A 25469-nucleotide genomic window follows, 5' to 3' on the forward strand; every position below is an offset into this window, starting at 1 on the left:
CTGCCTTCCCCCGATATGGAGACATCCGATATGGAGACAATCTCTCCAAAGGATGTCACATCCGTGTTAAACCCAATATTTGTCAAGAGTGGTCGTGGGGGGCGAGGGGCCCAGGTGACGGGGGAGAACCGTAGGGACGGTGACCGGGTGCCCCGGCGGCGCGCAGCAGGGCGGCCGGGCGGTCGCGGTCGGCGAGGAAGCGTCTGAGGTCGGGGTCGGTGGCCCAGATCCCGCGCATGGTCTCGTGCCCGACCCGGTCGGCGACGATCTGCAGGGCGATGTCCTGCCTGACGTACTCGACCGCCATCGCGACGACGGCCGGATCCTCGGTGTAGACGCCCCACGCGGTGCCCCCGGCGAAGCCGCCGATCAGGGCCTCCCGCCGGTCACCCGCGACGACCAGCAGCCGGTGGTCCGGGTTCTCCTTCGCGGTCCCCTCGCCCTCGTGGACGGCGCCGGGGAAGGGGAAGCGGTGCTCGTACAGGTTGCCGACCGGTTCCCGTGCCGCCCCGAAGTGCATCACCGAGGTCTCGACGCCGCGCTCGACCGCCCGCCTGATCAACGAGGAGAGGAGTCCCATCTCCTCGGGCCAGATCGACAGGAACAGGTCGCCCCGTGCCCCGGCCACCACGTCCTCGGCCCGGGCGAGCAGCGCCCCGGCGTCCTTGAGGTTGTGGATCAGGTAGGCCTTGGGCGGCGCCACGATCGCGGGCAGCGAGACCTCCAGCGACTCGATCGAGTCGGTGAACTCCCTGCGCATGCGCTCCAGCAGGGATCGCGGCGGCAGCGGCAGGTAGTCGGTGGCGTCGTCGGAGCCGCGTAACTCGTAGGCCGCCCCTTTGGCCACCAGCTTGCCGAGCGTCTCGTAGACGGTGCTGCGTGGCACGCCTGACCGCTTGGCGACCTCGTAGCCGTTGAGGGGCTGTCCGGCGCCGACCAGGGTGACGTACGCCTTGGCCTCGTAGCCCGACATGCCCAAGCGCTGTAATTGCTCCACTACGTCCCGCATCGCAGTTATGGTACGGCGCGAGGTACCCGTTTAGCGCTGTCCTAAAGCACCTGTTTTGTAGGATTTTCGTGACGTTAGCTCGTTCCAGCCCGTGGAACTGGGGTAACGGAACGGGTAAGCGCTCTCTGGGGAAACATTTTACTTTTCTCCGGTCCGGCGGATTCATCGTGCGTGCTCAGACGCCCGATGACGATCATGCGCCGGAGCCGGTCCCGGTCCGGCGCCCACCCGGACCGGCGAGGTCCCCGGCGGGGCGCGACGGGCGGCCGGAGCCCGTCCCGCGCGGGTGGCGCGCCCGGTAATTTCGGTCCGGTCCGTGCTTCCGGTCGGCTCCCGGTCGGCTCCCGATCGTCGCTATCCCGCCCTCAGGGCCCGGAGGGCGAACCCCACGACCGTGTCGGCGTACTCGTGGGTGAGGGGGGCGGTGCGCAGCATCCAGCGGTGGTAGATCGGCCCGTACAGCAACTCGACGGCCACGTTCAGATCCGCGTCCTCGGCCACCTGGCCCGCCCGCCGGGCGGCGCGCAGCCGCTCCCTCGTCGCCTCCAGGTGCGGCCCCATGATCCGCTCGATGATCTCGGTGTTGATCCCGGGGTCGTTCAGCGCCTCGATGGTCATCGCCCGGCTCATCGTGTCGAGCTTGGGGTCGTTGTACTCGTCGACGATGGCCCGCAGCACGACGCGCAGGTCCGCGCCGAGGTCGCCGGTGTCGGGCAGCGCGAAGTGCCCCTTCTCGTCCCCGGTCACGGCGAGGACGGCGTCGACGAAGACGGCGCCCTTGGACGGCCACCAGCGGTAGATCGTCTGCTTGCCCACCCCCGCGCGGGCGGCGATCGCCTCCACCGTCAGCTTGGCGTACCCGGACTCGGCGACCAGGTCGAAGGCGGCGCTCAGGATGGCCTGGCGCGACTGCTCGCTGCGACGGGCCGGGTTCGGTGTTTTCACGTGCCCGAATGTATCATCCGGCGAGTCGGAACGTCTCGTCTTGCCTGTCTTCGTCCTTCTCGCCCTCGCCGTGCCCGGCCGTCTCGCCGGCCGGCCCGCCTTCGGGGGAGCCGGGCGCCGGCGACCACGGGCCCGGGTTCCGGTCCTGGCCGGGAGAGGGCGAAGTCCTGGCCGGGAGACGACGAAGGGGCGAAGGGGCGAGAGGGCGAAGGCGGAATGCCGAAGGCCGCGGCCGCCCCCGGCAGGGCGTCCGCGGCCTTCGGAGTCCGTCGGTCGGGATCAGACCTGGTCGGCCTTCTCCAGAGCGGAGCAGCAGGTGTTCACGATGAGGCGGGTGACCAGGTAGGGGTCGACGTTGGCGTTCGGACGCCGGTCCTCGATGTAGCCCTTCTTCTCCACCTCGACCTGCCACGGGATGCGGACCGAGGCGCCGCGGTCGGAGACGCCGTAGCTGAACTCGTTCCAGGGGGCGGTCTCGTGGAGGCCGGTGAGGCGCTCCTCGATGCCGGAGCCGTAGTGCTTGACGTGCTCCAGGGCGTTCGCGGCGAGGGCCTCGCAGGCGGTGACGATCGGGTCGTAGCCCTCGCGCATCGCCTTGGTGGAGAAGTTGGTGTGCGCGCCCGCGCCGTTCCAGTCGCCCTTCACCGGCTTGGCGTCCAGGGTGGCGCCGACGTTGAAGGCCTCGGCGGTGCGGTAGAGCAGCCAGCGGGCGATCCACATGTGGTCGGAGACCTCGACGGGACCGGCCGGGCCGATCTGGAACTCCCACTGGCCCGGCATGACCTCGGCGTTGATGCCGGAGATGGCCAGCCCGGCCTCGATGCAGTAGTCGAGGTGCTTCTCGACGATCTCGCGGCCGAAGACCTCGTCGGCGCCGACGCCGCAGTAGTAGCCACCCTGCGGGGCCGGGAAGCCGCCGATCGGGAAGCCGAGCGGGCGGCCCTCCTTGAAGAAGGTGTACTCCTGCTCGATGCCGAACCAGGACTCCTGGTCGGCGTACTTCTCGGCGACCTCGACGAGGGCGGCGCGGGTGTTGCTGGCGTGCGGGGTCATGTCGATGTTGAGCACCTCGCACAGCACCAGCACGCTGTCGCCGCCGCGGATCGGGTCCGGGCAGGTGAACACCGGCTTGAGCACGCGGTCCGAGGAGGAGCCGTCGGCCTGGTTCGTGCTGGACCCGTCGAAGCCCCAGATCGGGAGCTCCGCGCCGTCCGCCATCACCTTGGTCTTGGAACGAAGCTTGGCGGTCGGCTCGGTGCCGTCGATCCAGATGTATTCAGCCTTGAAGGTCATCGGCGGAGTCCTTGGGGATGGAGGGATCTGCTGCCCCCAAAGATTCGCAAGTCGCGATTTCGCATCTGTTGCCCGTGTGTGAACAGGGTGTTACCCAGCCCTATATGGGCAGGCAGTGGCCGTGTTGAAAATCCGCACGCCCCTGTTTCGGGGGTGTGAGCTGCCGTTTCGCGGGACGGTTGGAACGATGGAGACATGCGTCACAGGGGAGACCGATTATTGCTCTAGATGGCTTGAATCCCCTTTGTCGCATATGGGATAGGAAGTGGGGAAGGCGAGGGGTCAGGAAGTGCCGAGGACACGGGCCGAGACCGACTCGTGGGCGAGTCTCCGCATGATGTCGAGCACCCTGCCGTGCACGACGGTGCCCAGGACCATGGCCTCGACCGCGGCCTCGCGGGAGCCGTCGAGCGGGATGGTGCCGATCTCGTGTTCGGTCACGAGCCGCAGGGCGGCGTCGGCGTAGGGCCGCAGGGCCTCGCCGTCGGCGGGCATGCCGAGGCGGCCGAGGGTGAGGACGGCCTGGGCCAGCTCGTCGCGGGCCGGGGCGCCGGGATCCACCTGCCAGCCGAGGTCGGCGATCATGGCGTCGGCCTCGGCGCGGGCGCGCGCCCACTCCTCGCCGGACGCGTGCGGCTCGACCGCCGGGGCGATGGCGTAATGCGCGGTGCCGAGGACACGGTGCAGGTTCAGGCTCGTGTCGTCGACGGCGGCCGTCACCTTGGCGATGGAGGCGATGGACAGCCGTCCCACCTCCAGCAGTGCCCGGATCAGCCGCAGCCTGCGCAGGTGGTCCTCGCCGTAGCTCGCTCTGGTGGCCGAGATCTGCTCCCCGGCGGGAAGCATGCCCTCGCGCAGGTAGTACTTGATCGTCGGGATGGGTACGCCCGATGCGGCGCTGAGCTCGGATATCCGCATCATTGGATAGTACAGGTAGCCAATTCGAGGGCCGTCCGCGGCCGCGCCGCGATCCGCCGCCGGGGGCGTACCCGGCGGGGCGGGGAGAACGTTCCAACGGGGCGAGGGAGGATCTTCTAGCGGAGCGAGGGGCGCACGTCGATGACGGTCATCCCGGCGGCGAGGGCGGAGGCCACCCCCTCGTCGGTGTCCTCGTAGGCGACGCAGGCGTGCGGGGCGACGCCGAGGCGGCGTGCCGCGAGGAGGTAGACGTCGGGGGCCGGCTTGCCGTAGCGGACGTCGTCCCTGGTGACCACGGTGTCGAAGAGGGGGCGCAGGCCGGTGACGCGCAGGGTCTCCTCCACGGCCTGGCGGGCGCCTCCCGAGGCCACGGCCATCGGCACCCGTCCCCGGTGCGCCTGCGCGACCGCGCTGACCGTCTGGTGCGGGGTGACCGTGTGGATCAGCCACTGGTAGGCGTCCAGCGCCGCCGCGCGCACCGCCTGGTAGTCGAGTTCGGCTCCGGTCTCGGTCTCCAGCTCGGCCAGCAGGCGGTCGGCGGACAGGCCGGTGCGGGCCTGGTACCAGGCGGGGTCGAGGTCCACCTGCCATCCGGCCAGCGCGGTCCGCCAGGCGCTCTCGTTGGCGGCGGCGGTGTCGACGAGGGTCCCGTCGCAGTCGAAGACCAGGGCGGCGTACGGCGTGGAGGGCTGGAGTCGCTGATGGAGCATGGTGGCCTAACGCGTGAAAGTGGATCTCCCTCCACTTTACCGCGCACGTGAGCGGTCGATCGCTCGCCTGGGGGATGGTCGCGTCACCGTGATCGGGTGAGACCGCGACGGCGGGTGCGAGGGCCTGCCGGGGTGGGGAACCTGCCGGAGGGGGAGGGGAAAGGTCTAGCTGATATCGCCCCAGCCGTCGTGCCTGGCCCTGGCCAGCTCGGCCTCCATCTCCTCCAGCTCCTGCATGAACCCCTGGAACCCCCTCGGGCCCAGACGGCGCCAGACGAGCAGCTGCAGGGACCGGGTCTCCTCGTCGAGGGGCGGCTCCTGGCGGAGCGGCGCCAGCAACTCCTGGGCCTGGCGGTCCGCCGCCTGGAGCTCCTCGACGGTGAAGCGGACGCCGTGCTCGCGCTCCAGCAGCCGGATGTGCGGGTCGTTGCGCAGTCTCTGGTCCCTGGCGCGCCTGGCGCGCCGGGCGGCCAGCTCGTCGTGGACGTGTGCGCCGGAAACCTGGTGCGGCGTGTCGGCCGGACGTCGAGTCATCGTGGGGTTCGCCTCCGTCGGGCGGCTCCTTTTCTGGAACCTCTGTTAGAAACGACGCCCGACAGGCGCCGAAGGTTGTCGGAATTTTTTCCCGAAGCCCCGGCGCCGTGGGCGTTGTGCCCCCAACCGTGCCCTCGACGGCCTTGACGCGAGCTTGACTTGAGAATAATTTTCACCCAGATGACTTCCGATGAAAGGAATACTTGTGGCCGCAGGCGCGCTCGGACGCATACAGACCGAGACGCCCGCGCTGCCCGAGGCACTGCGCCGGGTGGGGGAGGCGATCCTGGCCGACCCCGCCGAGGCGGCACGCTCCACGATCATCACGCTGGCCGAGCGGAGCGGCAGCTCACCCGCCACGGTGACCCGCTTCTGCCGGGTGTTCGGCTTCGCCGGGTACGCCGGGCTGCGGGTCGCGCTGGCCACCGAGAACGGGCGCGCCGCGCAGGCCAACTGGGACGCGGGGGTGGGCCACGAGATCGGCCCCACCGATCCGCTCGACGCGGCGATCGGCGTGATGGCCGCCGCCGACTCCCGGCTCATCCAGGAGACGGCGGCCCAGCTGGACGCGGGCACCGTCGCCAAGGTCGCCCAGGCCATCGTCGCGGCCAGACGCGTCCTCATCTTCGGCGTCTCCACCAGCGGGGCGGTGGCCCTGATGATGGGCGGGCGGCTGCGCCGGATCCGGGTCCCCTGCTGGAGCCACGCCGACGCGCACGAGGCGCTCGCCGACGCCGCGCTGCTCGGCGAGGGCGACGTCGCGATCGGCATCTCCCACCAGGGCCGGACCCGCGAGGTGCTGGAGTCCCTCGGCGAGGCCGGCGACCGGGGCGCGCTGACCGTCGCGGTCACCTCCTTCGCCCGCTCCCCGCTGGCCGAGCTGTCCGACCTGGTGCTGACCACCGCCAGCCGCGAGACCACCTTCCGGCTGGGCGGCCTGGCCGCCGTCCACTCCCAGCTCTTCGTCCTCGACACCGTCTACGTCGCGGTCGCGCAGCGCACCTACGAGCAGACGAACGAGGCCTTCGAATTGACGATCCGGGCTCTGGAGAGCCATCGCGTGGAGAGGAGCTGACCGTGGAGATCGGGGCTTCCGAGTACGTTCACGAGATCAAGGCCCTGGTGGACGAGGTGTCCAGGACCCAGACGGCCGCGGTGGGGGACGCGGCGGCGCTGATCGTCAAGTCCCTGCACGGCGGCGGCGTGATCCAGGCGTTCGGCTCGGGCCACTCCGAGGCGATCGCGATGGAGATCGCCGGGCGCGCGGGCGGCCTGGTGCCCAGCAACCGCCTGGCCCTGCGCGACGTCGTCCTGTACGGGGACGCCCCGGTCGGCATCCTCCTCGGAGCGGCCGGCGAGCTGGAGCGCGACCCCTCGGTCGCCCGGCGGATCTACGACCTGGCCCCCGTCGAGCCACGCGACGTGTTCGTGCTGATCTCCAGTTCCGGGGTGAACGGGTCGGTGGTCGAGCTGGCCTCGGTCGTCAAGGAGCACGGGCACGACCTGATCGCCCTGACGTCGGTGCAGCACAGCACCGCGATGACCTCCCGCCACCCCTCGGGCCGCAAGCTGCTCGACCTCGCCGACGTGGTGCTCGACAACCGCGCCCCGTACGGCGACGCGGTCCTCCCGCTCCAGGACGGCGGCACGTTCGGGGCGGTCTCCACGATCACCTCGGCGCTGCTGGCCCAGATGGTCGTGGCCGAGGTGGTGCGCGGCCTGACCGAAGCGGGCCTGACCCCGCCGATCTACCGTTCCGCCAACGTGACCGGCGGCGACGAGCACAACCGCGCTCTCGAGAACCGCTACGCCGGAAGGATCCGGCGAGGTGCCTGACCACCGCCTCCCACCCCCGGGCCGCCTCCCACCCCCGGGCCACCTCTCACTCCCAGGCCACCGCCTTCCACTCCCAGGCCACTTCCAGGAGGAAGCATGACCCAGCTATCCAGGCGCGAGCTCCTGCGCAGCGCGGCCCTGGCCGGCCTCACCCTGCCGGTCCTGTCCGCGTGCGCCACCCCCGCGGGCAACGGCGGCGCCGCCTCCTCGGCGCCCGTCGTCGGGGCCACCAGCGCGGCCAACCCGCTCGGCTTCGCCGAGGACAAACCCCTGGAGGTCTGGATCTTCGACGGCGGTTTCGGCGACGCCTACGCCACGGACGTCCACGAGCCGCTGCTCAAGGCCAAACACCCCAAGCTGGAGATCAAGCACAACGCCACCAAGGAGGTCGCCAAGACCCTCCAGCCGCGCTTCGCCGGCGGCAACCCGCCGGAGTTCGTCAACAACTCCGGCGCCAACGCGATGGACTTCGGCGCCCTGGTCCAGGACGGCCAGCTCGCCGACCTCACGCCGCTGTACGACGCGCCGAGCTGGGACGACCCCGCCGTCAAGGTGCGCGACACGATCGACCCGAACGCGATCGAGCTGGGCAGCTACGACGGCAAGCCGTACGTCCTCAACTACGCCAACACCGTCTGGGGCATCTGGTACTCGCAGAAGCTCTTCGAGGCCGAGGGCTGGCAGGTCCCCAAGACCTGGGCCGACTTCCTGGCACTGTGCGAGACCATCAAGAAGTCGGGCAAGATGGCGCCCTTCACCTACGCGGGCAAGCACCCGTTCTACATCTACGAGGCCATCCTCACGCTCGCCGCGAAGATCGGCGGCAAGGACGTGCTGAAGAACATCGACAACCTCCAGGACGGCGCCTGGAAGGCCGAGCCGGTCAGGCAGGCCGCGGAGGCCTTCGTCGAGATCGGGTCGAAGTACCTGCTGCAGGGCACCGCGGGGCTCGACCACGTGCAGACCCAGACGGCGCACAACAAGGGCCAGGTCGCGATGCTGCCCTGCGGCTCCTGGCTGGAGAACGAGCAGAAGGACTCCACCCCGGCCGACTTCGGCTACGCGATGTTCGCACTCCCCGACTTCGGCTCCTCCGACGCCCTGCCGTACGGCACCCTGCACGCCCAGCCGGGCGAGGAGTACGTCGTCCCGGCGAAGTCGGCCAACCCCCGCGCGGGCCTGGAGTACATGCGCGCCATGCTCTCCAAGGAGGGCGCGGGCAAGTTCATGGAGATGGTCTCCACGCTCACGGTCGTCAAGGGCGCCGGCGAGGGCCGCACGCTCAAGCCCGGCCTGAAGAGCGCCTCGGCCGCGCTGGAGGCTGCGGGCGACAACGCCGTCTGGTTCCTGTTCCGCAAGTGGTACGTCGAGATGCACGACGAGGTGGCCGCCGCGACCGGGCAGCTCATGGCCGGCAAGCTCACCGTCGACCAGTGGGCGGAGCGCGCGCAGCGCAAGGCCGACGCCATCAAGAAGGACTCCTCGGTGAAGAAGTTCAGCCGGTGACGACGGCACGCGGCGGCGGTACGTCGTGCATGTCGTGTACGCCGCGCATGAGGCGCGGCGGGACGGCGAGCCGTCCGGGGAAGGACGACCAGGTCATGATGCATGTCGGGACGGTGCCGCCGGGCGGCGGCGCGCCACCGAGGGAACGGTAAGCCGGGATGAACCACGGCAGGACACGGTTCGTCACGGGATTCCTCGCGATCCCGGTGGCGCTCTACCTGATCTATGTGATCGCGCCCTACGCGCAGGCCTTCTACATCGCGTTCACCGACTGGCGCGGGGTGAACGCGAGCCCGCGCCTCGTGGGCCTGGAGAACTTCCAGCGGCTGCTGGCCGACAACGTGTTCTGGCAGGCGGTCAGGCACAACCTCGTCCTGCTGGTCCTGATGCCGATCCTCACGCTGGGGATCGCGCTCTTCTTCGCCTTCCTGCTCAACGCGGGCGGGCGGGGCGGCACCGGGGGCATCTGGGGGTCGAAGTTCTACCGCGTGGTGTTCTTCTTCCCCCAGGTGCTCGCCGTCGCCGTGGTCGCCGTCCTGTTCCAGCAGGTCTTCAGGCCCGACCGCAGCGGCATGCTCAACGCGCCGCTCATCGCCCTGGGGTTCGAGCCGATCGGCTTCCTGTCCAGCACCGACGTCGCGTTCTGGTCGATCCTCGCCGTACTGGTCTGGCAGGCGGTCGGCTTCTACGTCGTGCTCTTCTCGGCGGGCATCGCCTCCATCCCGCGCGACCTGTTCGAGGCGGCGGCGATCGACGGCGCCGGGGGGCCGCAGCTGTTCCTGCGGGTCACGCTGCCGCTGCTGTGGGACACCATCCAGGTCGGCTGGGTCTATCTCGGCATCGCCGCGCTGGACGTCTTCGCCATCGTGTGGGTGATGACGGCCGAGCACGGCGGCCCGGACCACTCCACGACCGTGATGGCGGCGGAGATCTACCGCACCGCCTTCCAGTACTTCAAGTTCGGCTACGCCTCCGCGATGGGCGTGGTGCTGTTCTTCTTCACCATCGGGTTCGCGGCGCTGGCCCTTCGCCTGTCGCGGCGTGAGCGGATCGAGTTCTAGTGGCGGACGTCGTGATTCCCCAGAGCAGGGCCCTGGCCCGCGAGGAGCGCAGGAGGCGTCTGGGACCCCTGTCGGCCCTGACGCACGTCGCGCTGCTGGTCTGGACGGTCCTGGTGGTCGTGCCGATCGTGTGGACGTTCCTCGCGTCGGTGAAGAGCGAGGACGAGATCTTCGGCGACGCCTGGTCGCTGCCGGCCTCCCTGCGCCTCGACAACTGGGCCCGCGCCTGGGAGCAGGCGCACATCGGCCAGTACATGATCAACAGCATCGTCGTGGTGGCCTTCGGCACCTTCGGCACGATGCTGTTCGGCTCGATGGCCGCGTACGTGCTGGCCCGCTACCGGTTCCGGGGAAACCGGTCGATCTACCTGTTGTTCGTCTCCGGTCTGGCCTTCCCGGTCTACCTGGCGCTGACCCCGCTGTTCTTCGTCGTGCAGAACATGGGGACGGTCCCGGTGATCGGCCCGTACATCGGGCTGAACACGCACGGCGGGCTGGTGCTGGTCTACATCGCGTACTCGCTGCCCTTCACCGTCTTCTTCCTCGCGGCCTTCTTCAGGACGCTGCCGGGGGCGGTGGCCGAGGCGGCCTTCGTGGACGGGGCCTCGCACACCCGGGTGTTCTTCCAGATCATGCTGCCGATGGCGAAGCCGGGCATCGTCAGCGTGACCATCTTCAACGTGCTCGGCCAGTGGAACCAGTACCAGCTGCCCCTGGTGCTGCTCAACTCCGACCGGGACAAGTGGGTGCTCACCCAGGGCATCGCCGACATCTCCACGGCCGCGGGCTACGACGCCGACTGGTCGGCCCTGTTCGCCGCGCTGAGCATGGCCATCCTGCCGATGCTGATCGTCTACACGCTCTTCCAGAGCCAGATCCAGAAGGGCCTCACCGCGGGCGCGCTCAAGTAGTGGCCGCCGTCCCGGTCCTGATCGCCCCCACCGGCACCCGGTCTCCTCCGGGAGCGCAAGATAGGCAGAGCGCGGCTTGTCAGGGCCAACAACGAGACCGCCGCCTCGCGGCCACTGACGCAACTGCTGGCCGTCACCTTCGGCCCTCCCGCGATCATCTCCGAGGAGTTCGCGTCGGTGTCCGGGGTCGAACGGCTCGTCATCTTCGGCTCCTGGGCCGCGCGCTATCACGGCCGGCCCGGTCCCCAGCCCAACGACGTGGACCTCCTGGTCATCGGCTCGCCATCCCGGGGGGACGTTTACGACGCGGCGGAGCGAGCCGAGCGTCGTCTGGGCATTTCCGTGAATCCGGTGTTACGGAGCGTATCCGCGTGGGAGTCTGGCGGCGAAGGCCTGCTCCGCGAGATCGCGAGCGGGCCGACGGTCGTGGTGGAGGTCTAGAGGGAGATCGGCAGTGCAGTGGACCATCGGCGAAGCCGCGATCCGCAAGCTTCTCGACAATCGTGAGCTCCAAAGCGTTCCTCTGGCCGATCACATGGCCGAGTCGATGCTCGAATCGGCGCGAAATCATCTCGAATCGGTGGAGCTGATCCGTGACACCGACCCCGACGGCGCGTCCGCCCTCTGCTACGACGCCGCGCGGAAGGCTTCCGCCGCGCTCCTGCAGGCCCAGGGGCTGCGTGCCACGTCCGCCGGTGGTCACATCGCCCTCAGAGAAGCCGTCACGGGTCAGTTCGGGCAGACGAGGGAAGGTGCCCCTCTCCGCCGGCTCGACCACATGCGGCGCAGAAGAAACGTCCTCGAATACTCCGGCCAGCCCAGTGAGGCGGTCACCGGCGACGAACTCGACGAGGCGACCACATGGACAGCCGAGATCATCGACTTCTGCGAACGCCTTGTGCCGCGACTCGACCTCTTCCCGTAGAAGCGGCTCCGCGGACAGTGATCACCGGGATCACCGTTCGCAGCAGGACCGGCATGTCCGGGTCCGGAAGGGCGGAGCACGGTCTTTCGGGGGAGATGACGCCGACGCGGTACCCGGGTCATCGGTTCGGGAGGTTCTTCAGTGCCTCGCGGCGGCTCAGGCCGCTGATGCGGGTGTGGTCGACATAGCGGACGACCTCGCCGGGGTTCGTCTTGGCGTACTCGCGCAGGGCCCAGCCGATCGCCTTGCGGGCGAAGAAGTCGTTGTCGGACAGGCTCGGCTCGATGCAGGCGTACAGCAGGCCGGTGTCGGTGGCGGACTTGAAGCGGTTCTGGCTGAGGATGGCCGTGCGGCGCTTCCACAGGTCGGTGCCGCGGGCCCAGCGGAGCATGAGGGGGCGCATGGTGTCGGGGAAGGCCGCGAGCAGGCCGCCGACGCGGTGGACGGCGAGCTCGTCGACGTAGTCCCACCAGGCTCCGGTGACGATCATCTCCTCGTACGCCGGCAGCGCGTCGAGCGTCTGGAAGGCGCGATAGAGGCGGAAGCCGGTCAGCTCGATCGCGGCGTAACGCTCCTCGCGGTATTCGGCCCCGCGCCACAGGGCCAGCGTCGCCTCCCTCCACGCGGACGCCGTGTCGACGGGATAGTCGGCGAAGACCCGCTTCAGCGCGGCGCGGCGGGGAGCGGCCTGCACGCCGAGGAACGGCATCGACGACTTCATGTAGGCCTGCATGCCCGGGGCCTTGGCGGGGTCGGCCACGTCGGTGAGCGCCATTCGCACGGCCTTCTGCAGTATCTCCATGCTCGCCCACCACTTCCCGTTCGCTTCGCGGACGCTTGATTCTCACAGGCCGCGCCGCTCGCCGCGCCGGGTTCCGCGGGCGTCATGCCTTCTGGCTGCTCCGCTCGCCGGTCGCGAGGCCGTCGAACAGGACGGTGATGTAGTGCTCGGCGAGGCCGGTGGTGTTGAGGCGGCCTCCCGGGCGGAACCAGCGCACCGCCACCCAGATGGTGTCGCGGATCATGCGGTAGGTGAGCTTGGGGTCGACGTCGGCACGGAACAGGCCGTCCGCCTGGCCGAGCTTGATCTGCTCGACCCACATGCGCTCGACCTCGTCCTCGGCCTTGACCAGGTAGTCGAAACGGTCGCCGGGCAGGGACCTCAGGTAGTTCCAGTCGTTCTGCATGACGGTGATCGCCGCGCGGTGCGGCTCCAGCGTGCTGAAACCGATGCGCACCATCTCTGAGAGGATCGTGCGGGGGTCGCCGCTTCGGTCAAGGGCGGTGCGGTAACGGCCGACGAGGTCGTCGAGGAAGGTGGTCAGCACCTCGTCGACGATCGTCTCCTTGGAGTCGAAGTGGTGGTAGAGGCTTCCGGACAGGATGCCGGCCTCCTCCGCGATCTCCCGGACGGTGGTCGCCTGGAAGCCCTTGCGGGCGAAGAGCTCGGCGGCGAGCTTGACGAGATGGTCGCGGCGCTCCGAGGCGGGGCCGGATGTGGCCGCGCGCCTGGTCCCGCCCTGGCGCCTGACCGGGGTGGTGGTCGCGCCGCCGGAGTTCTTTCGCGTGTTCACGCCCCCATTATGAGCCCTTGCGCAATCGCTTGTTCACCGGAATGCGCAGGCTCGTTCCTGCTCCCGGCTCTGGCCGAACGCTTGCGGCACTCGCCGCCGGGCGGGCGGCGGACGGCTCTCGTTCCCGGCTCCGTATCAGCGGACCCCACACTCGTCCATCGTCCCGATCTGCAAAATCATGAGCCGAAGGCCTATGGTCAGCCCACTAGCAATTAGGAAACTTTCCTATTAGATTTGCGCAAAGCCGCTGTGGGAGCGCTTTCCCCAGGGGTCCGGTACAACGTGGTGTCTGCGCGTCTTCGGCGGGAAAGCCGACCGGCCGTCAGGCGAGGAGGGGTGAATGAAGCGCGGCCCAGAGCTGCTCCGCCTGGCGGAGACGGTGGTCTTTCCCGGCTTCGAGGGCAAGTCCCCGCCCGACTGGCTCCGACGCCGGCTCGGCGAGGGGCTGGCCGGAGTGGTGCTGTTCTCCAGGAACATCGCCACCCCCTCCCAGGTGGCCGACCTCACGGCCGTGCTCCGGGAGGAGAACCCCCAGGTCCTGGTCGGCATCGACGAGGAGTCGGGCGAGGTCACCCGCCTGGAGGCCGCGGGCGGGAGCACCAGGCCCGGCAACTTCGCCCTCGGCGTGGTCGACGACACCGGCCTCACCGAGGAACTCGCCGCCGACCTCGGCCGCGACCTGGCCCGGGCGGGCGTCAACCTCAACTTCGCCCCCTCGGCCGACGTGAACTCCAACCCCGACAACCCGGTGATCGGCCTGCGCTCCTTCGGCGCGGATCCCGACCTCGTCGCCCGGCACACCACCGCCTGGATCCGGGGCATGCAGTCGGCGGGGGTGGCCGCCTGCGCCAAGCACTTCCCCGGCCACGGCGACACCTCGGTCGACTCCCACCACGGCGTGCCTCTCGTCGCCGCTCCCCTCGGAGAACTGCGCGAGGTGGCGCTGCGGCCCTTTCGCGCGGCCGTCGAGCAGGGGGTGCGCACGGTCATGACCGGGCACCTGCTCGTCTCCGCCCTGGACCCCGCGATGCCCGCCACCCTCAGCCGCCCGGTCCTGCACGACCTGCTCAGGGTCGAGCTGGGGTTCGAGGGCGTCATCGTCACCGACGGCATCGAGATGGCCGCCGTCTCCGGCCCGTACGGCATCGGCGGGGCCTCGGTCCTCGCCGTCGCCGCGGGTGCCGACGCGATCTGCGTGGGCGGCGAGCACGCGGGGGAGGAGACCGCGATCGGGATCCGCGACGCGATCGTGGACGCCGTGATCGAGGGCAGGCTCTCCGAGGAACGGCTCGCCGACGCCTCCCGGCGCGTCTGCGAGCTCGCCCTCTGGGCCACGACCACCCGCCGGAGCGCGCTCTCGGGCCCCGGCGCCCCGGGCCGTCCCGGCACCCCGTCGATCGGCCTGGCCGCCGCCCGGCGGGCGCTGCGGATCACCCGCCGCTCCGCGGCCGCGGTGTTCCCGCTGGCAGCCCCGCCGCACGTCGTCGAGCTCGCCCCCGAGATGAACCTCGCCATCGAGAAGGACACCCCGTGGGGCGTCGGCGAGCCGCTCGGCAAGCTCCTCCCCGGCACCACGGTCACCCGGCTGGCCGCCTCCACGGCCACCGGAGGCGCCATCGAGGCCGTGCTCGCCGCGGCGGCCGAGCGTCCCCTGGTCATCGTCGTCCGCGACGCGCACCGCCACCCCTGGCAGGCCGACGCGCTCCGGCACCTGCTGGCCGCCCGCGCCGACGCCGTCGTGGTCGAGATGGGACTGCCCGGCCGCTCCGACCTCGGCGCCGTCCACGTCGCCACCCACGGGGCCTCCCGCGTCTGCGGCCAGGCCGCCGCAGAGCTCCTCGCCGGAGACACGGGCACCGCCTGACCGGGAGGGCCCGCCCGGAGGAGGGCGGCCGGGATTCTGTCGGGGCGGGCTGCTTGAATCGCGGGATGAATGCGGCGCAGTTGCTGGCGGACCAGCGGGAGATCCACGGGGTCGATCTGGCGGGGCTCTCGCTCGGCGATCATCTGACCGGTGACGGGCCCTACGTGTTCAGGGAGTGCGATCTCACCGGCGCGGACCTCGCCGGGGCGTCGCTGGTGGAGGCCTCGTTCGAGAAGTGCGTGCTGGAGGGGGCCGACTTCCGCCGCGCGGACCTGGACGGGGCGCGTTTCACCGGCGGCGGGGGAGCGGGGCTCAGGTTCGCGAACGCCGAGCTCGTCGACGCGACCTTCACCGACGTCGACCTGTCGGGCGCGCGCTTCGAGCTGGCCCTGCTCACCGACGTCACCTTCACCGGCTGCCGCATGATCGGTGCGGTGCTGTCCGCCTGCCGGGGCACCGGCTACCGGTTCGACGGGTCCAACCTGGCGCTGGCCGACCTCACCGGCTGCTCGTTCCGGGACCTCCATCTGCGGGGCGTCCGCTTCGACGACGCCAACCTGTCGGGCTGCGACTTCACCAAGACCGTGTTCGAGGACTGTCGCATGATCGGCGCCCGGATCGTCGAGACGGTCTTCACCAAGGCGGACCTGCGCGGCGCCGACCTGGGCGAGGTCGACGACACCCGGCTCCGGTCGCTGCGCGGAGCGGTCGTCAGCCCCACGCAGGCCGCCCTGATCCTCGCCGCCCGCGGCCTCACCGTGAACTGACGGCTCGGGGCCCCTGGGGCTTCGCCGTATCGGTTAAAGATCGCATCTAGACATGAAAGGTGAACAGCCGGGAAACTCTGCATGATCGCGGCGAAAGGGGCCTGGCATGGGCGGGATCTGTGACGGGCGTGTGGTGATCGTGACCGGCGCCGGGCGCGGCATCGGCAGGGAGCACGCCCTGGAGTTCGCCAGGCAGGGAGCCAGGGTCGTGGTCAACGACCTCGGCACCGGCCGCGAGGGCGACGGGCGTTCCGCGGGCCCGGCCCTGGAGGTGGTCGAGGAGATCCGCGACCTGGGCGGCCGGGCCGTGGCCAACAGCGACGACGTCACCGAGTGGGGTGGCGCGGCCCGCCTGGTCAAGACGGCGCTGAGCGCCTTCGGGCGGCTGGACGTCCTGGTCAACAACGCCGGGTTCGTCCGTGACCGGATGCTGGTCTCGATGACCGAGCAGGACTGGGACGACGTGATCCGGGTCCACCTCAAGGGCCATTTCCTGCCGCTGCGGCACGCGGGCGCCCACTGGCGGGAGCGCTCGGAGGCGGGCGACCCCGTGGACGCCCGGGTGATCAACACCTCCTCCGGGGCGGGGCTGTTCGGCGGCGTCGGCCAGGGCAACCACTCCGCGGCCGCGGCGGGCGTCGTGGCGCTCAGCCGGGTCGCCGCGTCGGAGCTCGGCCGCTACGGCGTCACGGTGAACGCGATCGTCCCGGCCGCCCGCACCCGGATGACCGAAGGGGCCCTCACCACGACGACGGCCGGGCCGGCGGACGGCTTCGACGCCACGCACCCGGCCAACATCGCGCCGCTGGTGACCTGGCTCGGTTCGGCCGGATCCCGGCACGTCACCGGCAGGGTCTTCGAGGTCGAGGGCGGTGCCGTCTCCCTCGCCGGCGGCTGGCGGCACGGTCCCCGTGCCGACCGGGGCGCCCGCTGGGACCCCGCCGACATCGGCGACGCCGTCGCCAAGCTCCTCGTCGACGCCCCCGGCCCGGAACCGGTTCGCGGGGCTTAGCGCCTTTGACACATGGTCCGTCCCTCGTGGCCGCGCGTCTTGACATGCAGCCATCTGGCTGCCTAAGTTAAAGGCAGCCGAAAGGCTGCATATCGACGAGCGGCAACCTGGGTACGAGGGCGGGCATGGACGAGGTGTTCAAGGCGCTGGCCGATCCGAGCCGGCGCGCGCTGCTCGACTCGCTCAACGCCCGCAACGGGCAGACGCTGCGCGAGCTGTGCGCCGGACTCGACATGGCCAGGCAGTCCGTCAGCAAGCACCTCGCGGTGCTGGAGGAGGCCGGGCTCGTCGCCACCGTGCGGCGGGGCCGGGAGAAGCTGCACTACCTCAACGCCGCGCCCGTGCACGAGATCGCCCATCGGTGGATCAGCCGCTACGACCGCGCCAGGGTCCAGGCCCTGGCGGACCTGAAACTCGCCCTGGAGGAGACCCCGATGGACGCGCCGACCTTCGTCTACACCACCTACATCCGCACCACCCCGCAGAAGCTATGGCAGGCGCTGACCGAGCCCGCCTTCACCCGCCGCTACTGGTCCACGGAGTTCACCACGGACTGGTCCGTCGGCTCGCCGATGACCTGGGACAACCACGGCGTGCTGATCAGCGACCCGGAGCAGGTCGTGCTGGAGGCCGAACCCTACAGCCGGCTCTCCTACACCTGGCACACCATGACCCCGGAGCTCGCCAAGCGCTTCGACTGGGACGAGGAGCTGCTCGCCCGGCTGTCCGGCGAGGCCCGCTCGAAGGTCACCTTCACGATCGAGGAGGCCGCGCAGGTCGTGAAGCTCACCATCGTGCACGACGACTTCGAGCCCGGATCGAGCATGGCCGAGATGGTCAGCCACGGCTGGCCGAACGTGCTGGCGAGCCTGAAGTCGCTGCTGGAGACCGGCGAACCGCTGCCGGACGACGCGTGACCTCCCCGATCAGGGCTCCACGACGTCACGAGGTGCCGTCGGCGACCGCCCCGGCCGCCTGACCTGGAGCGAGGTGGCGCCGGGCGGTGGCATAGGCTTCCAGAGCCTGACGGAGACGCCGGAGACGACGGGGACACCGCCCGTGGTGTGCCCGGGTGGTCGGCCGCCGGGTCCCGTTCGCCGTCGCGGCGCCGGTGGCAAGGCCACGAGGGTGCCGGGGGAGGAGATGCCGATGTCCGATCCGGCGCCGTGGCCGTTCAGGCTTCCGGTCGTGCAGGCTCCCATGGCCGGTGGGGCGTCCACGCCCGAACTGGCCGCGGCCGTGTCCGAAGCCGGCGGCCTGGGCTTTCTCGCGGCCGGCTACAAGACGGCCGCGCAGATGCGCCAGGAGATCGAGCGGACGCGCGAGCTCACCTCCCGTCCGTTCGGGGTGAACGTGTTCATGCCCACGGCCGACGACGTCGATCAGGCCGAGATCGACGCCTACGCGCGGGTCATCGAGGGGGAGGCGCTGCGGCTGGGCGCCGACCTGGGGGTCCCGCGCGGAGGCGACGACGATTTCCCGGCCAAGGTCGCGGATCTGCTGGCGGACCCGCCCGCGGTGGTGAGTTTCACGTTCGGCTGCCCGGAGGACGAGCTGATCCGGGCGTTCCGCGACAGGGGGACCACGGTGATGGTCACGGTGACGTCGGCGGCTGAGGCGCGGCTGGCCTCGGCCGCCGACGTTTTGTGCGTCCAGGGCGAGGAGGCGGGCGGCCACCGTGGGTCGTTCACCAACGCGGACGCCGAGGCGATGAGCCTGGAGAGCCTGCTGTCCCGGGTACGGGAGGCGTCACGGCTTCCCCTCGTCGCGGCCGGTGGTGTCACCTCGGCCGCCGACGTCTCCCGGGTCCTGTCCGCGGGAGCGGTCGCGGCAGCGGCGGGCACCGCCTTCCTGCTCTGCCCCGAGAGCGGCGCAAGCGCGGTCCACCGTGCGGCGCTGACCGATCCCCGCTTCACCCGCACCGCCGTCACCAGGGCCTTCACCGGACGTCCGGCGCGCGGCCTGCTCAACCGGTTCATGACGGAGTACTCCGGACGGGCACCCGCGGCCTATCCGCAGCTCCACCACCTGACGGCGCCGCTGCGGCGCGCCGCAGCGGCCGGCGGGGACGCCGAGGTACTGCACCTGTGGGCCGGGACCTCCTGGAGCCGGGCACGGAACGCGCCGGCGGCGGACATCGCCGTGGACCTGTCCGCGATCTGACAACGGCCTCCGATGTGACACGGCTCCGCGACGTTACCCGGGGCGACCACGCGCGTGGAGGGGGCGGATGCCGGTCAGCGCGGGACGGTGTCGCGGTGGGCGGCTAGCCACGTGTCGAACGACTGCAGCCTCGGGTTGAGTTCGCGCAGCAGCTCGACGTCGATGAGCTCGGCGATGTCCGGGGCGGCCGCGATCAGGTACTGGAGCATGTTGCCGACCTCGCCCGCGCCCGGGAACCCCGCGGCCCGGATCATGTCGGGGCTGACCGCCTGGTAGGTGACGGGCTCGCCGAGCGCCAGGCTCAGCGCGGCGGCGTACTGCGCGCCGGTGAGCACGGACCCGGCGACGCTCACCCGCCTGCCGGCCATCCCGATCCCGTGGTGGAAGATCCCCAGCGCGGTCCTGCCGACGTCCTCCGCGGCCTGCGCGGCCACCCGCGCCTCGCCGAACCCGAGCGGCAGCACCAGCGCGCCCGTCTCGTCACGCCGGGGCGCGAACATGTCCCGGAACGCCTCGTAGTAGACGTTCGCCTGCAGGAAGGTGGTGGGCACGCCCGACTCCAGGAAGAACCGGTCGGCCTCGGCCTTGCCGTCGGCGTGCGGCACCTTGTACGAGCCCTCGAAGCTCGGCGTCCCGTCGCCCGGCCGGAAGTAGCCGCGGGTGTCGGACAGCGTGGACCAGACGAAATGCCGTACGCCGGCCTCCTGTCCCGCCCGCGCCGCGTTGCCGGCCTGCTCCTGCTCCTTGGTGGTCGCGGGCCGCGCCCGCTCCTCCTCGGGCGTGCGAGGCTCCCAGAAGTTGGTCACCACGAAGGCGCCGTGGGCGCCGTCGAACGCCTTGCGCAGGCTGTCCGCGTCGTCGAGATCGGCCCCGACGACCTCGGCCCCGAGCGCGGCCAGCTCCCTGGCACGCGCCGAACCCGGGTCCCGGGTCAGGGCTCGCGCGGCGAACCGCCCACTGCGATCGTCGAGGATCGCGCGGACCAGCCCGCCCCCTTGCGATCCGGTCGCACCCACCACGGCGATGATCTGCTGCTCGCTCATAGCGACAAAACCCTCACGTGTTCAGATTGATGTATCAACCCGGCCACCATACAGCGCCAGGTTGATACGTCAAGCAACGAGTAGAGTGGCGTCATGGGATGGGAACAGGAACTCGGCGAGGCCGACCGGATGTGGCGCACGTACATCGAAATGGCCAAGCACCTCGGTTCGCACCTGCAGCAGCACCTGCAGCGCGAGTGCAACCTGTCCGCGGCCGACTTCGAGGTCCTGGTCCGGCTCACGGAGTCGGAGCGGCGGGAGATGCCCGTCGCGGAGGTGGCCGCCGCGACCCAGTGGGAGAAGAGCCGCCTGTCCCACCAGCTCACCCGGATGGCGCAACGCGGGCTGGTCGAGCGAGTGGACTCCGACGACCGCCGCTACCCCGACGTGCGGCTCACCGACAAGGGCTACGCGGCGATCAACAAGGCCGTCCCCGAGCACACCGAGATGGTTCACGCCCTGTTCGTCGACGTGCTGGGGCCTGAGCGGCTGGCCGGCTTCGCGCAGGCCTGCGCCGACGTGCTCCGCGCACTCGACGAGCACCGGGAGCGGGACTGCTCATTGTGATCATGCTCCCGCGCCGCGGAAAGCACCCCTGGGCGTGGCGAGAGCGGAGATCGTTCGTGCCCCGATCACCCCTGCTCCCCCGGGTGGCCGCGCTGGCCGCGACGAGCTGTCACGGATCGCGACGCCATCCGGTCTTTCTTGGCGAACCGAACGCCGCAAGAGCGACAGGAGCGTGAGCGTGCCCTCAACCAGGACCACCATCCGGACCCGGGTCAGGATGAGCTCGCGGCCCGTCGACGAGCCGCATCGCGCGTCGAGCCAGCTCGAGCTCCTCTTCGATCTCACCTTCGTGGTCGCGGTCGCGGCCATCACGGCGCAGTTCGCGCACGCCATCGCTGAAGGTCATGGCCTGGCCGGGCTGGTCCCGTTCCTCCAGGTGTTCTTCGCGATCTGGTGGGCGTGGATGAACTTCACCTGGTTCGCCTCGTCCTACGACACCGACGACGTTCCCTACCGGCTGCTGACCATGGTGCAGATGGCGGGGGTGCTGGTCCTCGCCGCCGGCGTGCCCGCCGCGGTCGGCCACTCCGACTACGGGATCATCACCCTGGGCTACCTCATCATGAGGATCGGGCTTGTAGCCCAGTGGCTGAGGGCCGCGTTCGAAGACCCGGCGAGCCGCCGTACGGGGCTCCGCTACGCCGCGGGCATAGGTCTGGTCGAGCTGGGCTGGTTGCTCCGGCTCGCTCTCGTGGAGGCGGGCCTCCTACCGGCGTCACTCCAGCTGCCGTTCTTCGCCTGCCTGGTCGTCCTGGAGCTGGCGGTGCCGTGGTGGGCGGAGCGGGTCAGGGCAACCACCTGGCACCCGCACCACATCGCCGAGCGCTACGGCCTGTTCACGATCATCCTGCTGGGCGAGAGTGTCCTGGCCGCGAGCAGAGGGGTTGGAGGGGCGCTCGAAGCGGGTCCCCTCGTCGTCATCGCCGGATCCGGTCTCGTCCTGCTGTTCGCCCTGTGGTGGCTGTATTTCCTGGTCGAGGCAGGGGAGGGGCTCAGCCACCGGCGTCATCGGTCGTACTGGTGGGGGTACGGCCACTTCGGCGTCTTCGCCGCGCTGGCGACTCTTGGCGCCGGGCTCGAGGTGGCGGTGGAGCAGAGCGGGCGCCAGGTGGCGGCATCGCCGACGGCGATCGGCTACGCGGTCGCCATCCCGGTCGGGGTGTATCTCATCCTGCTCCGGGCGGTGCACGCGCTGGTCGACGCGGACTCCGTCATCCCCCGCACTGCCGTGGCGGGGTGCGTCGGCGCAGTCGTGTTGTCGCCGCTCGCGGCGCCGTGGATCGGGGTGGCCGCCGTGGTCGCGCTGATCGCGACCGCCTGCGTCGCGCTGGTCGCTGTCGCCATCTGGGCGGCACGTAGCTGAAGGAGTATCACGCACGCATCAGAGAACAGAATCGCCACGTCCGTCCTGGTCATCGGGACCGGAGGGGCCGGGCTGCGGGCGGGCCCGGATCTGGCGGCGCACCTCCTCCCGGCGTGATGAGAACACCGGTGACTCCCTCCGCCTGGCCGTCCTGGCCGGCTGCCGCGTCCGCGACCCCGAGCTGGTGCAGTTCCACACATCTGGTCTCATCGCGCCGGAGAACGCGGCTGCCACAACCGCTCCGACTACCCGGAACTCGACCCCGCGCTGCAGGTCAACCTCGCTGGTCCGGCCCCGGATCGGTGGAGCGGGAGAGCATCCCGCCGATTCCCGCCGAGATCACGGCGCTCATACGTGAGGTCTCGACCGTGGGAAAACTCGTCGAGTAGCCGGACCTTGTCACAAGTGCCAGGGCTGTCCTGTCTTAGCTGGCGGTCTGGCCACATCACTGAACGGGGGAAGTCGTTGTGACCGCGTTGGCGATGGTCGCCGAGTCCGACGATGTCGCGGGCTGGACCGCCGACGCCGTCGAGCTGCTCGGAGAGCGGCATGCGGTACCGGCTGCCTGCCGTGGCAGCGCGAGCCCCGCGGCGCTGGCATGGCTGGCCGATCCCGCCTACGCGCTCGCTGCCCGCCAGGGCGAGCGCTTCGCCCGCCTGTTCGCCACCGGCCAGATCGCCGTCCGGCTGATCCACGCGGTCAGCAGGCCGGCCGGACAACCCATGGAGGAGACATGAGCACCCCGAACGGTGAGAACGAGTTCCTGTACGAGCTCCACGTCGAGATCGAGGAGGAGCTGATCATCGCCGAGGCCAGCCACCCGGAGGAGGAGATGGGGCAGCCGGTCACCGAGTGGCTGTACGACCCGACGGACGTCGAGCGCGAGAAGATCGCTCTGCGGGTGCTGCGCGACGCGGTCGAGGTACTGGAGAACGGCTCGCGGCCGGATGACGACGTTGCCTGAGCCGCGGATCGACACGCTCGCCAGCCTCCGCGAGCACCTGCAGTGGGCGATCGAGCTGGAGCACGCGACGCTGCCGCCGTACCTGACCGCGCTGTACTCGCTGGATCCGGAGCGCAACCCGGCGGCCGTCGAGGTGGTGAGCGGCGTCTTCGTGGAGGAGATGCTGCACCTGGCGCTGGCGGCGAACCTGCTCAACGCCGTCGGCGGCGCCCCGCGGCTCGACATGCCGCAGATGCTGCCGCCTCACCCCCGCAAGCTGCCCCACGGCGACCTCGAGCTGTCGCTGGTGCCTCGATCACTGCCCCTCCGGCTCCTACAGCTACGCCCTCGAACGCGGCGGAGAGACGATCGAAGCCGACCTCCCACGCGCTCGCGGCCTCCCAGCCCGACGCCGTGACAGCGACTATCCTCGAGGCTGCCGGCCACGCGCGAGGCTGACGAACCCCTGCCCAGGCCAACGGGCGAATCGATGTGGGGCACATGAACGCGGAATCCCCGGAACAGGCGGACGCTCTCGGTCGAGCGGCGTCCGCCTTCATCGAGCTGCGCCCGCGGCTGTTCGGCATCGCGTACCGGATGCTCGGCAGCGCGGCCGAGGCCGAGGACATCGTCCAGGAGGTGTGGCTGCGCTGGCAGGACACCGACCGCGAGACCATCGAGAACCCGCCGGCCTTCCTGGCGCTGGTCACCACCCGGCTGGCCATCAACCTGGCCCAGTCGGCGCGCGTGCGGCGCGAATCCTACATCGGCCCCTGGCTGCCGGAACCCGTCGACACCAGCCTTGACCCCACCGTCGGCGCGGAACGGGGCGAAGCGCTGGAGTTGGCCGTCCTGCTGCTGATGGAGAGGCTCAATCCCACCGAGCGCGCCGCGTACGTCCTGCGCGAGGCCTTCGACTACCCCTACCCGCAGATCGCGGAGATCCTCCGGCTCACCCCGGTCAACGTCAGGCAGATCGTGAGCCGCGCCCGCAGACGCCTGACCGCTGTACGGCACGAGCCCATCGACAGGGTTGAGCACCGACGCCTGCTGGAGACCTTCCTCGACGCCGCCCAGACGGGAAACGTCGGCGCCCTGGAGAAGCTCTTCGCCACCGACGTCGTCAGCTCCTCCGACGGCGACGGCATCAGGGGATCGGCGAAGTTCCCCGTGCTGGGCAGCGAGCGGGTGGCCAGGTTCGTGGCCGCGTTCTCGCCGTGGTTCTGGCCGGGCGCCGCCATCACGTGGGTCGAGATGAACGGCCTGCCAGGTGTGATCGTCAACCGGGACGGCAGCGGTGTCGCCCTGCTCGCCGTCGAGGCCTCCAGGGAGGGGATCCACCACCTGCTGTGGATACTCAACCCGATCAAGATCGAGGCCTTCGAGCGGTCTCGTAGCCGCTTTGTCACAAGGTAACGGGCTGTCCGGTCTTACTTGCCAACCCCGGAGGAGGCGGCAGACCATGACCGAGGCGGGCGCCGAGTCGCTGGCGGAGATGCTCGACGAACGGCAGCACCTGCTCGAGATCGCCCTGTGGATGTTCGGCTCGGACACCACGGCCGACCACATCGTCCAGGAGACCTATCGCCGCTGGTACGCCCTCGACCAGGAGGAACGCGCCGCCATCGCGGAGCCGCGCGCCTGGCTGACGCGGATAGCGGGAAGCATCTGCCTGGAGCTCCTCGCCGCCCCCGAAACCGACCCTGACCACATGCCCGGCGGCCCGGTGACCTCGTCCCAACCCGTGCCGGGTCCGGCCTCGTACCAGGTCGGGTATGGCCGGGCGATGCTCGCCAGGCACGACCGGGTGGCTCGCAGGTTCGCCGCAGCCTGCCAGGCCGGCGACACTGAGGCGCTGCGGGAGGTCCTGGCCGCCGACGCGATCGTCGTCAGCGATGGCGGCGGCAAGGTGCGCGTCGCGGTACGGCCGTCCTACGGCGTGGACGCGGTCGCACAGGTTGTCACGGCGCTGCTGATCGACCAGCCCGGAACCGATCTGGCGATCGGATCGGTGAACGGCAGGGCAGGGCTCGTGCTGCGGCGGGCGGGCAAGGCCGTGGCGGTGGTCAGCGTGAGCGTGGCCGGAGCCGAGGTCACGGCGGTGTGGATCGTCCTCAACCCCGACAAACTCCAGCGTTGGCACTGAAGGGCATGCCGGTGAACGACCAGATCCTTTCCACGGACCACGACTACATCGGGGCGGAGTTTTCAAGCCGCTCTACTCCACGCGCGTCGGCGTGACCGGCGGCAGCTCCTCCCACGGGCGGGCCAGCGGCCAGGCCAGGTCGCCCTGCGGCTCTACGAGCAGGCCGAGGCCGAGCACGACGCCACCCGCGTCCGCGATCGGCTCAAGGGCCTGGGCGAGCGCCGCTCGCGCGCGGTGTCCGGCAGGCAGGCCGCGGGCTGGGACGGCCTGACCGCCTCCGAGCCGCAGATCGTCAGGCTCGTCGCTGGCGGCGCCACCAACAAGCAGGTCGCCCTCGAACACGAGGCCGCCTGTCACAACTTAAGGGGCTGCCCTGTCT

At 70.5% G+C, this 25469-nt stretch carries 30 protein-coding genes; 19 read left to right on the forward strand and 11 right to left on the reverse strand.

The genetic code is table 11. The features are described from left to right. Positions 1-82 precede the first annotated feature (82 nt). From ACTOQ1_RS28530 to ACTOQ1_RS28555, 6 genes are all read right to left on the reverse strand, one after another. Positions 83-1009: a TrmB family transcriptional regulator gene (locus ACTOQ1_RS28530; protein ID WP_440071059.1), complete on the reverse strand. Its 927-nt coding sequence runs from the start codon at positions 1007-1009 to the stop codon at positions 83-85. Between the two features lie 354 nt (positions 1010-1363). Beyond that, entirely contained in the window at positions 1364-1954 is a 591-nt protein-coding gene (locus ACTOQ1_RS28535; protein ID WP_440071060.1) for a TetR/AcrR family transcriptional regulator, read from the reverse strand. Positions 1955-2233: 279 nt separating this feature from the next. Further along, positions 2234-3247 (reverse strand): glutamine synthetase, encoded by a 1014-nt coding sequence (gene glnII / locus ACTOQ1_RS28540; protein WP_440071061.1) that lies wholly within the window; start codon positions 3245-3247, stop codon positions 2234-2236. Positions 3248-3529: 282 nt separating this feature from the next. Beyond that, on the reverse strand, positions 3530-4165 hold the full coding sequence (locus ACTOQ1_RS28545; protein ID WP_440071062.1) for a MerR family transcriptional regulator: 636 nt from the start codon (positions 4163-4165) through the stop codon (positions 3530-3532). Between the two features lie 116 nt (positions 4166-4281). Then, positions 4282-4875, reverse strand: coding sequence for an HAD family hydrolase (locus ACTOQ1_RS28550; RefSeq protein ID WP_440071063.1), 594 nt, complete (start codon positions 4873-4875; stop codon positions 4282-4284). 165 nt (positions 4876-5040) lie between these two features. After that, positions 5041-5409, reverse strand: coding sequence for a hypothetical protein (locus ACTOQ1_RS28555; protein ID WP_440071064.1), 369 nt, complete (start codon positions 5407-5409; stop codon positions 5041-5043). Positions 5410-5599: 190 nt separating this feature from the next. Between ACTOQ1_RS28555 and ACTOQ1_RS28560 the strand changes: the two genes are divergently transcribed. From ACTOQ1_RS28560 to ngcE, 3 genes are all read left to right on the forward strand, one after another. Beyond that, complete coding sequence (locus tag ACTOQ1_RS28560; RefSeq protein WP_440071065.1) at positions 5600-6484, forward strand: MurR/RpiR family transcriptional regulator; 885 nt, start codon at positions 5600-5602, stop codon at positions 6482-6484. Between the two features lie 2 nt (positions 6485-6486). Continuing rightward, positions 6487-7245: a sugar isomerase domain-containing protein gene (locus tag ACTOQ1_RS28565; protein ID WP_440071066.1), complete on the forward strand. Its 759-nt coding sequence runs from the start codon at positions 6487-6489 to the stop codon at positions 7243-7245. Positions 7246-7341: 96 nt separating this feature from the next. Beyond that, positions 7342-8751, forward strand: a complete 1410-nt coding sequence (ngcE, locus tag ACTOQ1_RS28570; RefSeq protein WP_440071067.1) for an N-acetylglucosamine/diacetylchitobiose ABC transporter substrate-binding protein — start codon at positions 7342-7344, stop codon at positions 8749-8751. On the opposite strand, the gene ACTOQ1_RS28575 is transcribed toward ngcE, so the two are convergent. Continuing rightward, positions 8741-8938 (reverse strand): hypothetical protein, encoded by a 198-nt coding sequence (locus tag ACTOQ1_RS28575; protein WP_440071068.1) that lies wholly within the window; start codon positions 8936-8938, stop codon positions 8741-8743. The two genes, ngcE and ACTOQ1_RS28575, sit on opposite strands and share 11 nt — an antisense overlap. On the opposite strand from ACTOQ1_RS28575, the gene ACTOQ1_RS28580 reads away from it, so the two are divergent. The 4 genes from ACTOQ1_RS28580 to ACTOQ1_RS28595 all read left to right on the forward strand — a co-directional run bounded on the left by ACTOQ1_RS28580 (position 8910) and on the right by ACTOQ1_RS28595 (position 11648). Continuing rightward, on the forward strand, positions 8910-9812 hold the full coding sequence (locus ACTOQ1_RS28580; protein ID WP_362677752.1) for a carbohydrate ABC transporter permease: 903 nt from the start codon (positions 8910-8912) through the stop codon (positions 9810-9812). The two genes, ACTOQ1_RS28575 and ACTOQ1_RS28580, sit on opposite strands and share 29 nt — an antisense overlap. Continuing rightward, complete coding sequence (locus ACTOQ1_RS28585) at positions 9812-10723, forward strand: carbohydrate ABC transporter permease (RefSeq protein ID WP_440071069.1); 912 nt, start codon at positions 9812-9814, stop codon at positions 10721-10723. Before ACTOQ1_RS28580 ends, ACTOQ1_RS28585 begins: the two co-directional genes overlap by 1 nt. Positions 10724-10900: 177 nt before the next feature. Next, complete coding sequence (locus ACTOQ1_RS28590; protein ID WP_440071070.1) at positions 10901-11164, forward strand: hypothetical protein; 264 nt, start codon at positions 10901-10903, stop codon at positions 11162-11164. Between the two features lie 13 nt (positions 11165-11177). Continuing rightward, a complete protein-coding gene (locus ACTOQ1_RS28595; RefSeq protein ID WP_440071071.1) occupies positions 11178-11648 on the forward strand; it encodes a hypothetical protein in 471 nt (156 codons plus the stop codon). Positions 11649-11766: 118 nt separating this feature from the next. Here the strand turns inward: ACTOQ1_RS28595 and ACTOQ1_RS28600 are convergent, their stop codons facing one another. Further along, positions 11767-12450 (reverse strand): DNA alkylation repair protein, encoded by a 684-nt coding sequence (locus tag ACTOQ1_RS28600; RefSeq protein ID WP_440071072.1) that lies wholly within the window; start codon positions 12448-12450, stop codon positions 11767-11769. Positions 12451-12532: 82 nt separating this feature from the next. Beyond that, complete coding sequence (locus tag ACTOQ1_RS28605) at positions 12533-13222, reverse strand: TetR/AcrR family transcriptional regulator (protein ID WP_440071073.1); 690 nt, start codon at positions 13220-13222, stop codon at positions 12533-12535. Positions 13223-13562: 340 nt separating this feature from the next. On the opposite strand from ACTOQ1_RS28605, the gene ACTOQ1_RS28610 reads away from it, so the two are divergent. The 5 genes from ACTOQ1_RS28610 to ACTOQ1_RS28630 all read left to right on the forward strand — a co-directional run bounded on the left by ACTOQ1_RS28610 (position 13563) and on the right by ACTOQ1_RS28630 (position 19028). Further along, the gene (locus ACTOQ1_RS28610; protein WP_440071074.1) at positions 13563-15086 is read left to right on the forward strand and encodes a glycoside hydrolase family 3 protein; all 1524 of its coding nucleotides are present in this window, start codon (positions 13563-13565) and stop codon (positions 15084-15086) included. Positions 15087-15151: 65 nt separating this feature from the next. Then, positions 15152-15853: a pentapeptide repeat-containing protein gene (locus tag ACTOQ1_RS28615; RefSeq protein WP_440071075.1), complete on the forward strand. Its 702-nt coding sequence runs from the start codon at positions 15152-15154 to the stop codon at positions 15851-15853. A gap of 106 nt (positions 15854-15959) precedes the next feature. Then, complete coding sequence (locus ACTOQ1_RS28620) at positions 15960-16865, forward strand: SDR family oxidoreductase (RefSeq protein ID WP_440071076.1); 906 nt, start codon at positions 15960-15962, stop codon at positions 16863-16865. 125 nt (positions 16866-16990) lie between these two features. Further along, a complete protein-coding gene (locus ACTOQ1_RS28625) occupies positions 16991-17782 on the forward strand; it encodes an ArsR/SmtB family transcription factor (protein ID WP_440071077.1) in 792 nt (263 codons plus the stop codon). Between the two features lie 232 nt (positions 17783-18014). Then, the gene (locus ACTOQ1_RS28630; RefSeq protein WP_440071078.1) at positions 18015-19028 is read left to right on the forward strand and encodes a nitronate monooxygenase; all 1014 of its coding nucleotides are present in this window, start codon (positions 18015-18017) and stop codon (positions 19026-19028) included. A gap of 74 nt (positions 19029-19102) precedes the next feature. On the opposite strand, the gene ACTOQ1_RS28635 is transcribed toward ACTOQ1_RS28630, so the two are convergent. Next, positions 19103-20071: an NmrA/HSCARG family protein gene (locus tag ACTOQ1_RS28635; protein WP_440071079.1), complete on the reverse strand. Its 969-nt coding sequence runs from the start codon at positions 20069-20071 to the stop codon at positions 19103-19105. Between the two features lie 93 nt (positions 20072-20164). Here ACTOQ1_RS28635 and ACTOQ1_RS28640 point away from each other — a divergent pair, with 93 nt between their 5' ends. The 7 genes from ACTOQ1_RS28640 to ACTOQ1_RS28670 all read left to right on the forward strand — a co-directional run bounded on the left by ACTOQ1_RS28640 (position 20165) and on the right by ACTOQ1_RS28670 (position 25090). Continuing rightward, entirely contained in the window at positions 20165-20638 is a 474-nt protein-coding gene (locus ACTOQ1_RS28640; protein WP_440071080.1) for a MarR family winged helix-turn-helix transcriptional regulator, read from the forward strand. Positions 20639-20816: 178 nt separating this feature from the next. Continuing rightward, a complete protein-coding gene (locus tag ACTOQ1_RS28645; protein ID WP_440071081.1) occupies positions 20817-22001 on the forward strand; it encodes a low temperature requirement protein A in 1185 nt (394 codons plus the stop codon). A 467-nt stretch (positions 22002-22468) separates the two neighbouring features. Next, on the forward strand, positions 22469-22738 hold the full coding sequence (locus ACTOQ1_RS28650; RefSeq protein ID WP_440071082.1) for a hypothetical protein: 270 nt from the start codon (positions 22469-22471) through the stop codon (positions 22736-22738). Next, entirely contained in the window at positions 22735-22965 is a 231-nt protein-coding gene (locus tag ACTOQ1_RS28655; protein ID WP_440071083.1) for a hypothetical protein, read from the forward strand. Before ACTOQ1_RS28650 ends, ACTOQ1_RS28655 begins: the two co-directional genes overlap by 4 nt. Then, complete coding sequence (locus ACTOQ1_RS28660; protein WP_440071084.1) at positions 22949-23362, forward strand: ferritin-like domain-containing protein; 414 nt, start codon at positions 22949-22951, stop codon at positions 23360-23362. Before ACTOQ1_RS28655 ends, ACTOQ1_RS28660 begins: the two co-directional genes overlap by 17 nt. 83 nt (positions 23363-23445) lie before the next feature. Then, the gene (locus ACTOQ1_RS28665; RefSeq protein WP_440071085.1) at positions 23446-24360 is read left to right on the forward strand and encodes an RNA polymerase sigma-70 factor; all 915 of its coding nucleotides are present in this window, start codon (positions 23446-23448) and stop codon (positions 24358-24360) included. Positions 24361-24406: 46 nt separating this feature from the next. Then, a complete protein-coding gene (locus tag ACTOQ1_RS28670; RefSeq protein ID WP_440071086.1) occupies positions 24407-25090 on the forward strand; it encodes a hypothetical protein in 684 nt (227 codons plus the stop codon). 72 nt (positions 25091-25162) lie between these two features. On the opposite strand, the gene ACTOQ1_RS28675 is transcribed toward ACTOQ1_RS28670, so the two are convergent. Continuing rightward, positions 25163-25447: a hypothetical protein gene (locus ACTOQ1_RS28675; protein ID WP_440071087.1), complete on the reverse strand. Its 285-nt coding sequence runs from the start codon at positions 25445-25447 to the stop codon at positions 25163-25165. Between the last annotated feature and the right edge of the window lie 22 nt (positions 25448-25469).

The organism is Streptosporangium sp. OZ121 (genome assembly GCF_051918885.1).
In the GTDB taxonomy this organism is placed as follows: domain Bacteria; phylum Actinomycetota; class Actinomycetes; order Streptosporangiales; family Streptosporangiaceae; genus Streptosporangium.

Bases quoted from the DNA above. Each gene is read 5' to 3' on its own strand.
- ACTOQ1_RS28600 (WP_440071072.1), bottom strand. From the start codon at position 12,450: ATGGAGATACTGCAGAAGGCCGTGCGAATGGCGCTCACCGACGTGGCC.
- ACTOQ1_RS28560 (WP_440071065.1), top strand. From the start codon at position 5,600: ATGAAAGGAATACTTGTGGCCGCAGGCGCGCTCGGACGCATACAGACC.
- ACTOQ1_RS28550 (WP_440071063.1), bottom strand. From the start codon at position 4,875: ATGCTCCATCAGCGACTCCAGCCCTCCACGCCGTACGCCGCCCTGGTC.
- glnII (WP_440071061.1), bottom strand. From the start codon at position 3,247: ATGACCTTCAAGGCTGAATACATCTGGATCGACGGCACCGAGCCGACC.
- ACTOQ1_RS28615 (WP_440071075.1), top strand. From the start codon at position 15,152: ATGAATGCGGCGCAGTTGCTGGCGGACCAGCGGGAGATCCACGGGGTC.
- ngcE (WP_440071067.1), top strand. From the start codon at position 7,342: ATGACCCAGCTATCCAGGCGCGAGCTCCTGCGCAGCGCGGCCCTGGCC.
- ACTOQ1_RS28555 (WP_440071064.1), bottom strand. From the start codon at position 5,409: ATGACTCGACGTCCGGCCGACACGCCGCACCAGGTTTCCGGCGCACAC.
- ACTOQ1_RS28530 (WP_440071059.1), bottom strand. From the start codon at position 1,009: ATGCGGGACGTAGTGGAGCAATTACAGCGCTTGGGCATGTCGGGCTAC.
- ACTOQ1_RS28665 (WP_440071085.1), top strand. From the start codon at position 23,446: ATGAACGCGGAATCCCCGGAACAGGCGGACGCTCTCGGTCGAGCGGCG.
- ACTOQ1_RS28625 (WP_440071077.1), top strand. From the start codon at position 16,991: ATGGACGAGGTGTTCAAGGCGCTGGCCGATCCGAGCCGGCGCGCGCTG.
- ACTOQ1_RS28580 (WP_362677752.1), top strand. From the start codon at position 8,910: ATGAACCACGGCAGGACACGGTTCGTCACGGGATTCCTCGCGATCCCG.
- ACTOQ1_RS28660 (WP_440071084.1), top strand. From the start codon at position 22,949: ATGACGACGTTGCCTGAGCCGCGGATCGACACGCTCGCCAGCCTCCGC.
- ACTOQ1_RS28610 (WP_440071074.1), top strand. From the start codon at position 13,563: ATGAAGCGCGGCCCAGAGCTGCTCCGCCTGGCGGAGACGGTGGTCTTT.
- ACTOQ1_RS28620 (WP_440071076.1), top strand. From the start codon at position 15,960: ATGGGCGGGATCTGTGACGGGCGTGTGGTGATCGTGACCGGCGCCGGG.
- ACTOQ1_RS28670 (WP_440071086.1), top strand. From the start codon at position 24,407: ATGACCGAGGCGGGCGCCGAGTCGCTGGCGGAGATGCTCGACGAACGG.
- ACTOQ1_RS28545 (WP_440071062.1), bottom strand. From the start codon at position 4,165: ATGCGGATATCCGAGCTCAGCGCCGCATCGGGCGTACCCATCCCGACG.
- ACTOQ1_RS28635 (WP_440071079.1), bottom strand. From the start codon at position 20,071: ATGAGCGAGCAGCAGATCATCGCCGTGGTGGGTGCGACCGGATCGCAA.
- ACTOQ1_RS28640 (WP_440071080.1), top strand. From the start codon at position 20,165: ATGGGATGGGAACAGGAACTCGGCGAGGCCGACCGGATGTGGCGCACG.
- ACTOQ1_RS28630 (WP_440071078.1), top strand. From the start codon at position 18,015: ATGTCCGATCCGGCGCCGTGGCCGTTCAGGCTTCCGGTCGTGCAGGCT.
- ACTOQ1_RS28655 (WP_440071083.1), top strand. From the start codon at position 22,735: ATGAGCACCCCGAACGGTGAGAACGAGTTCCTGTACGAGCTCCACGTC.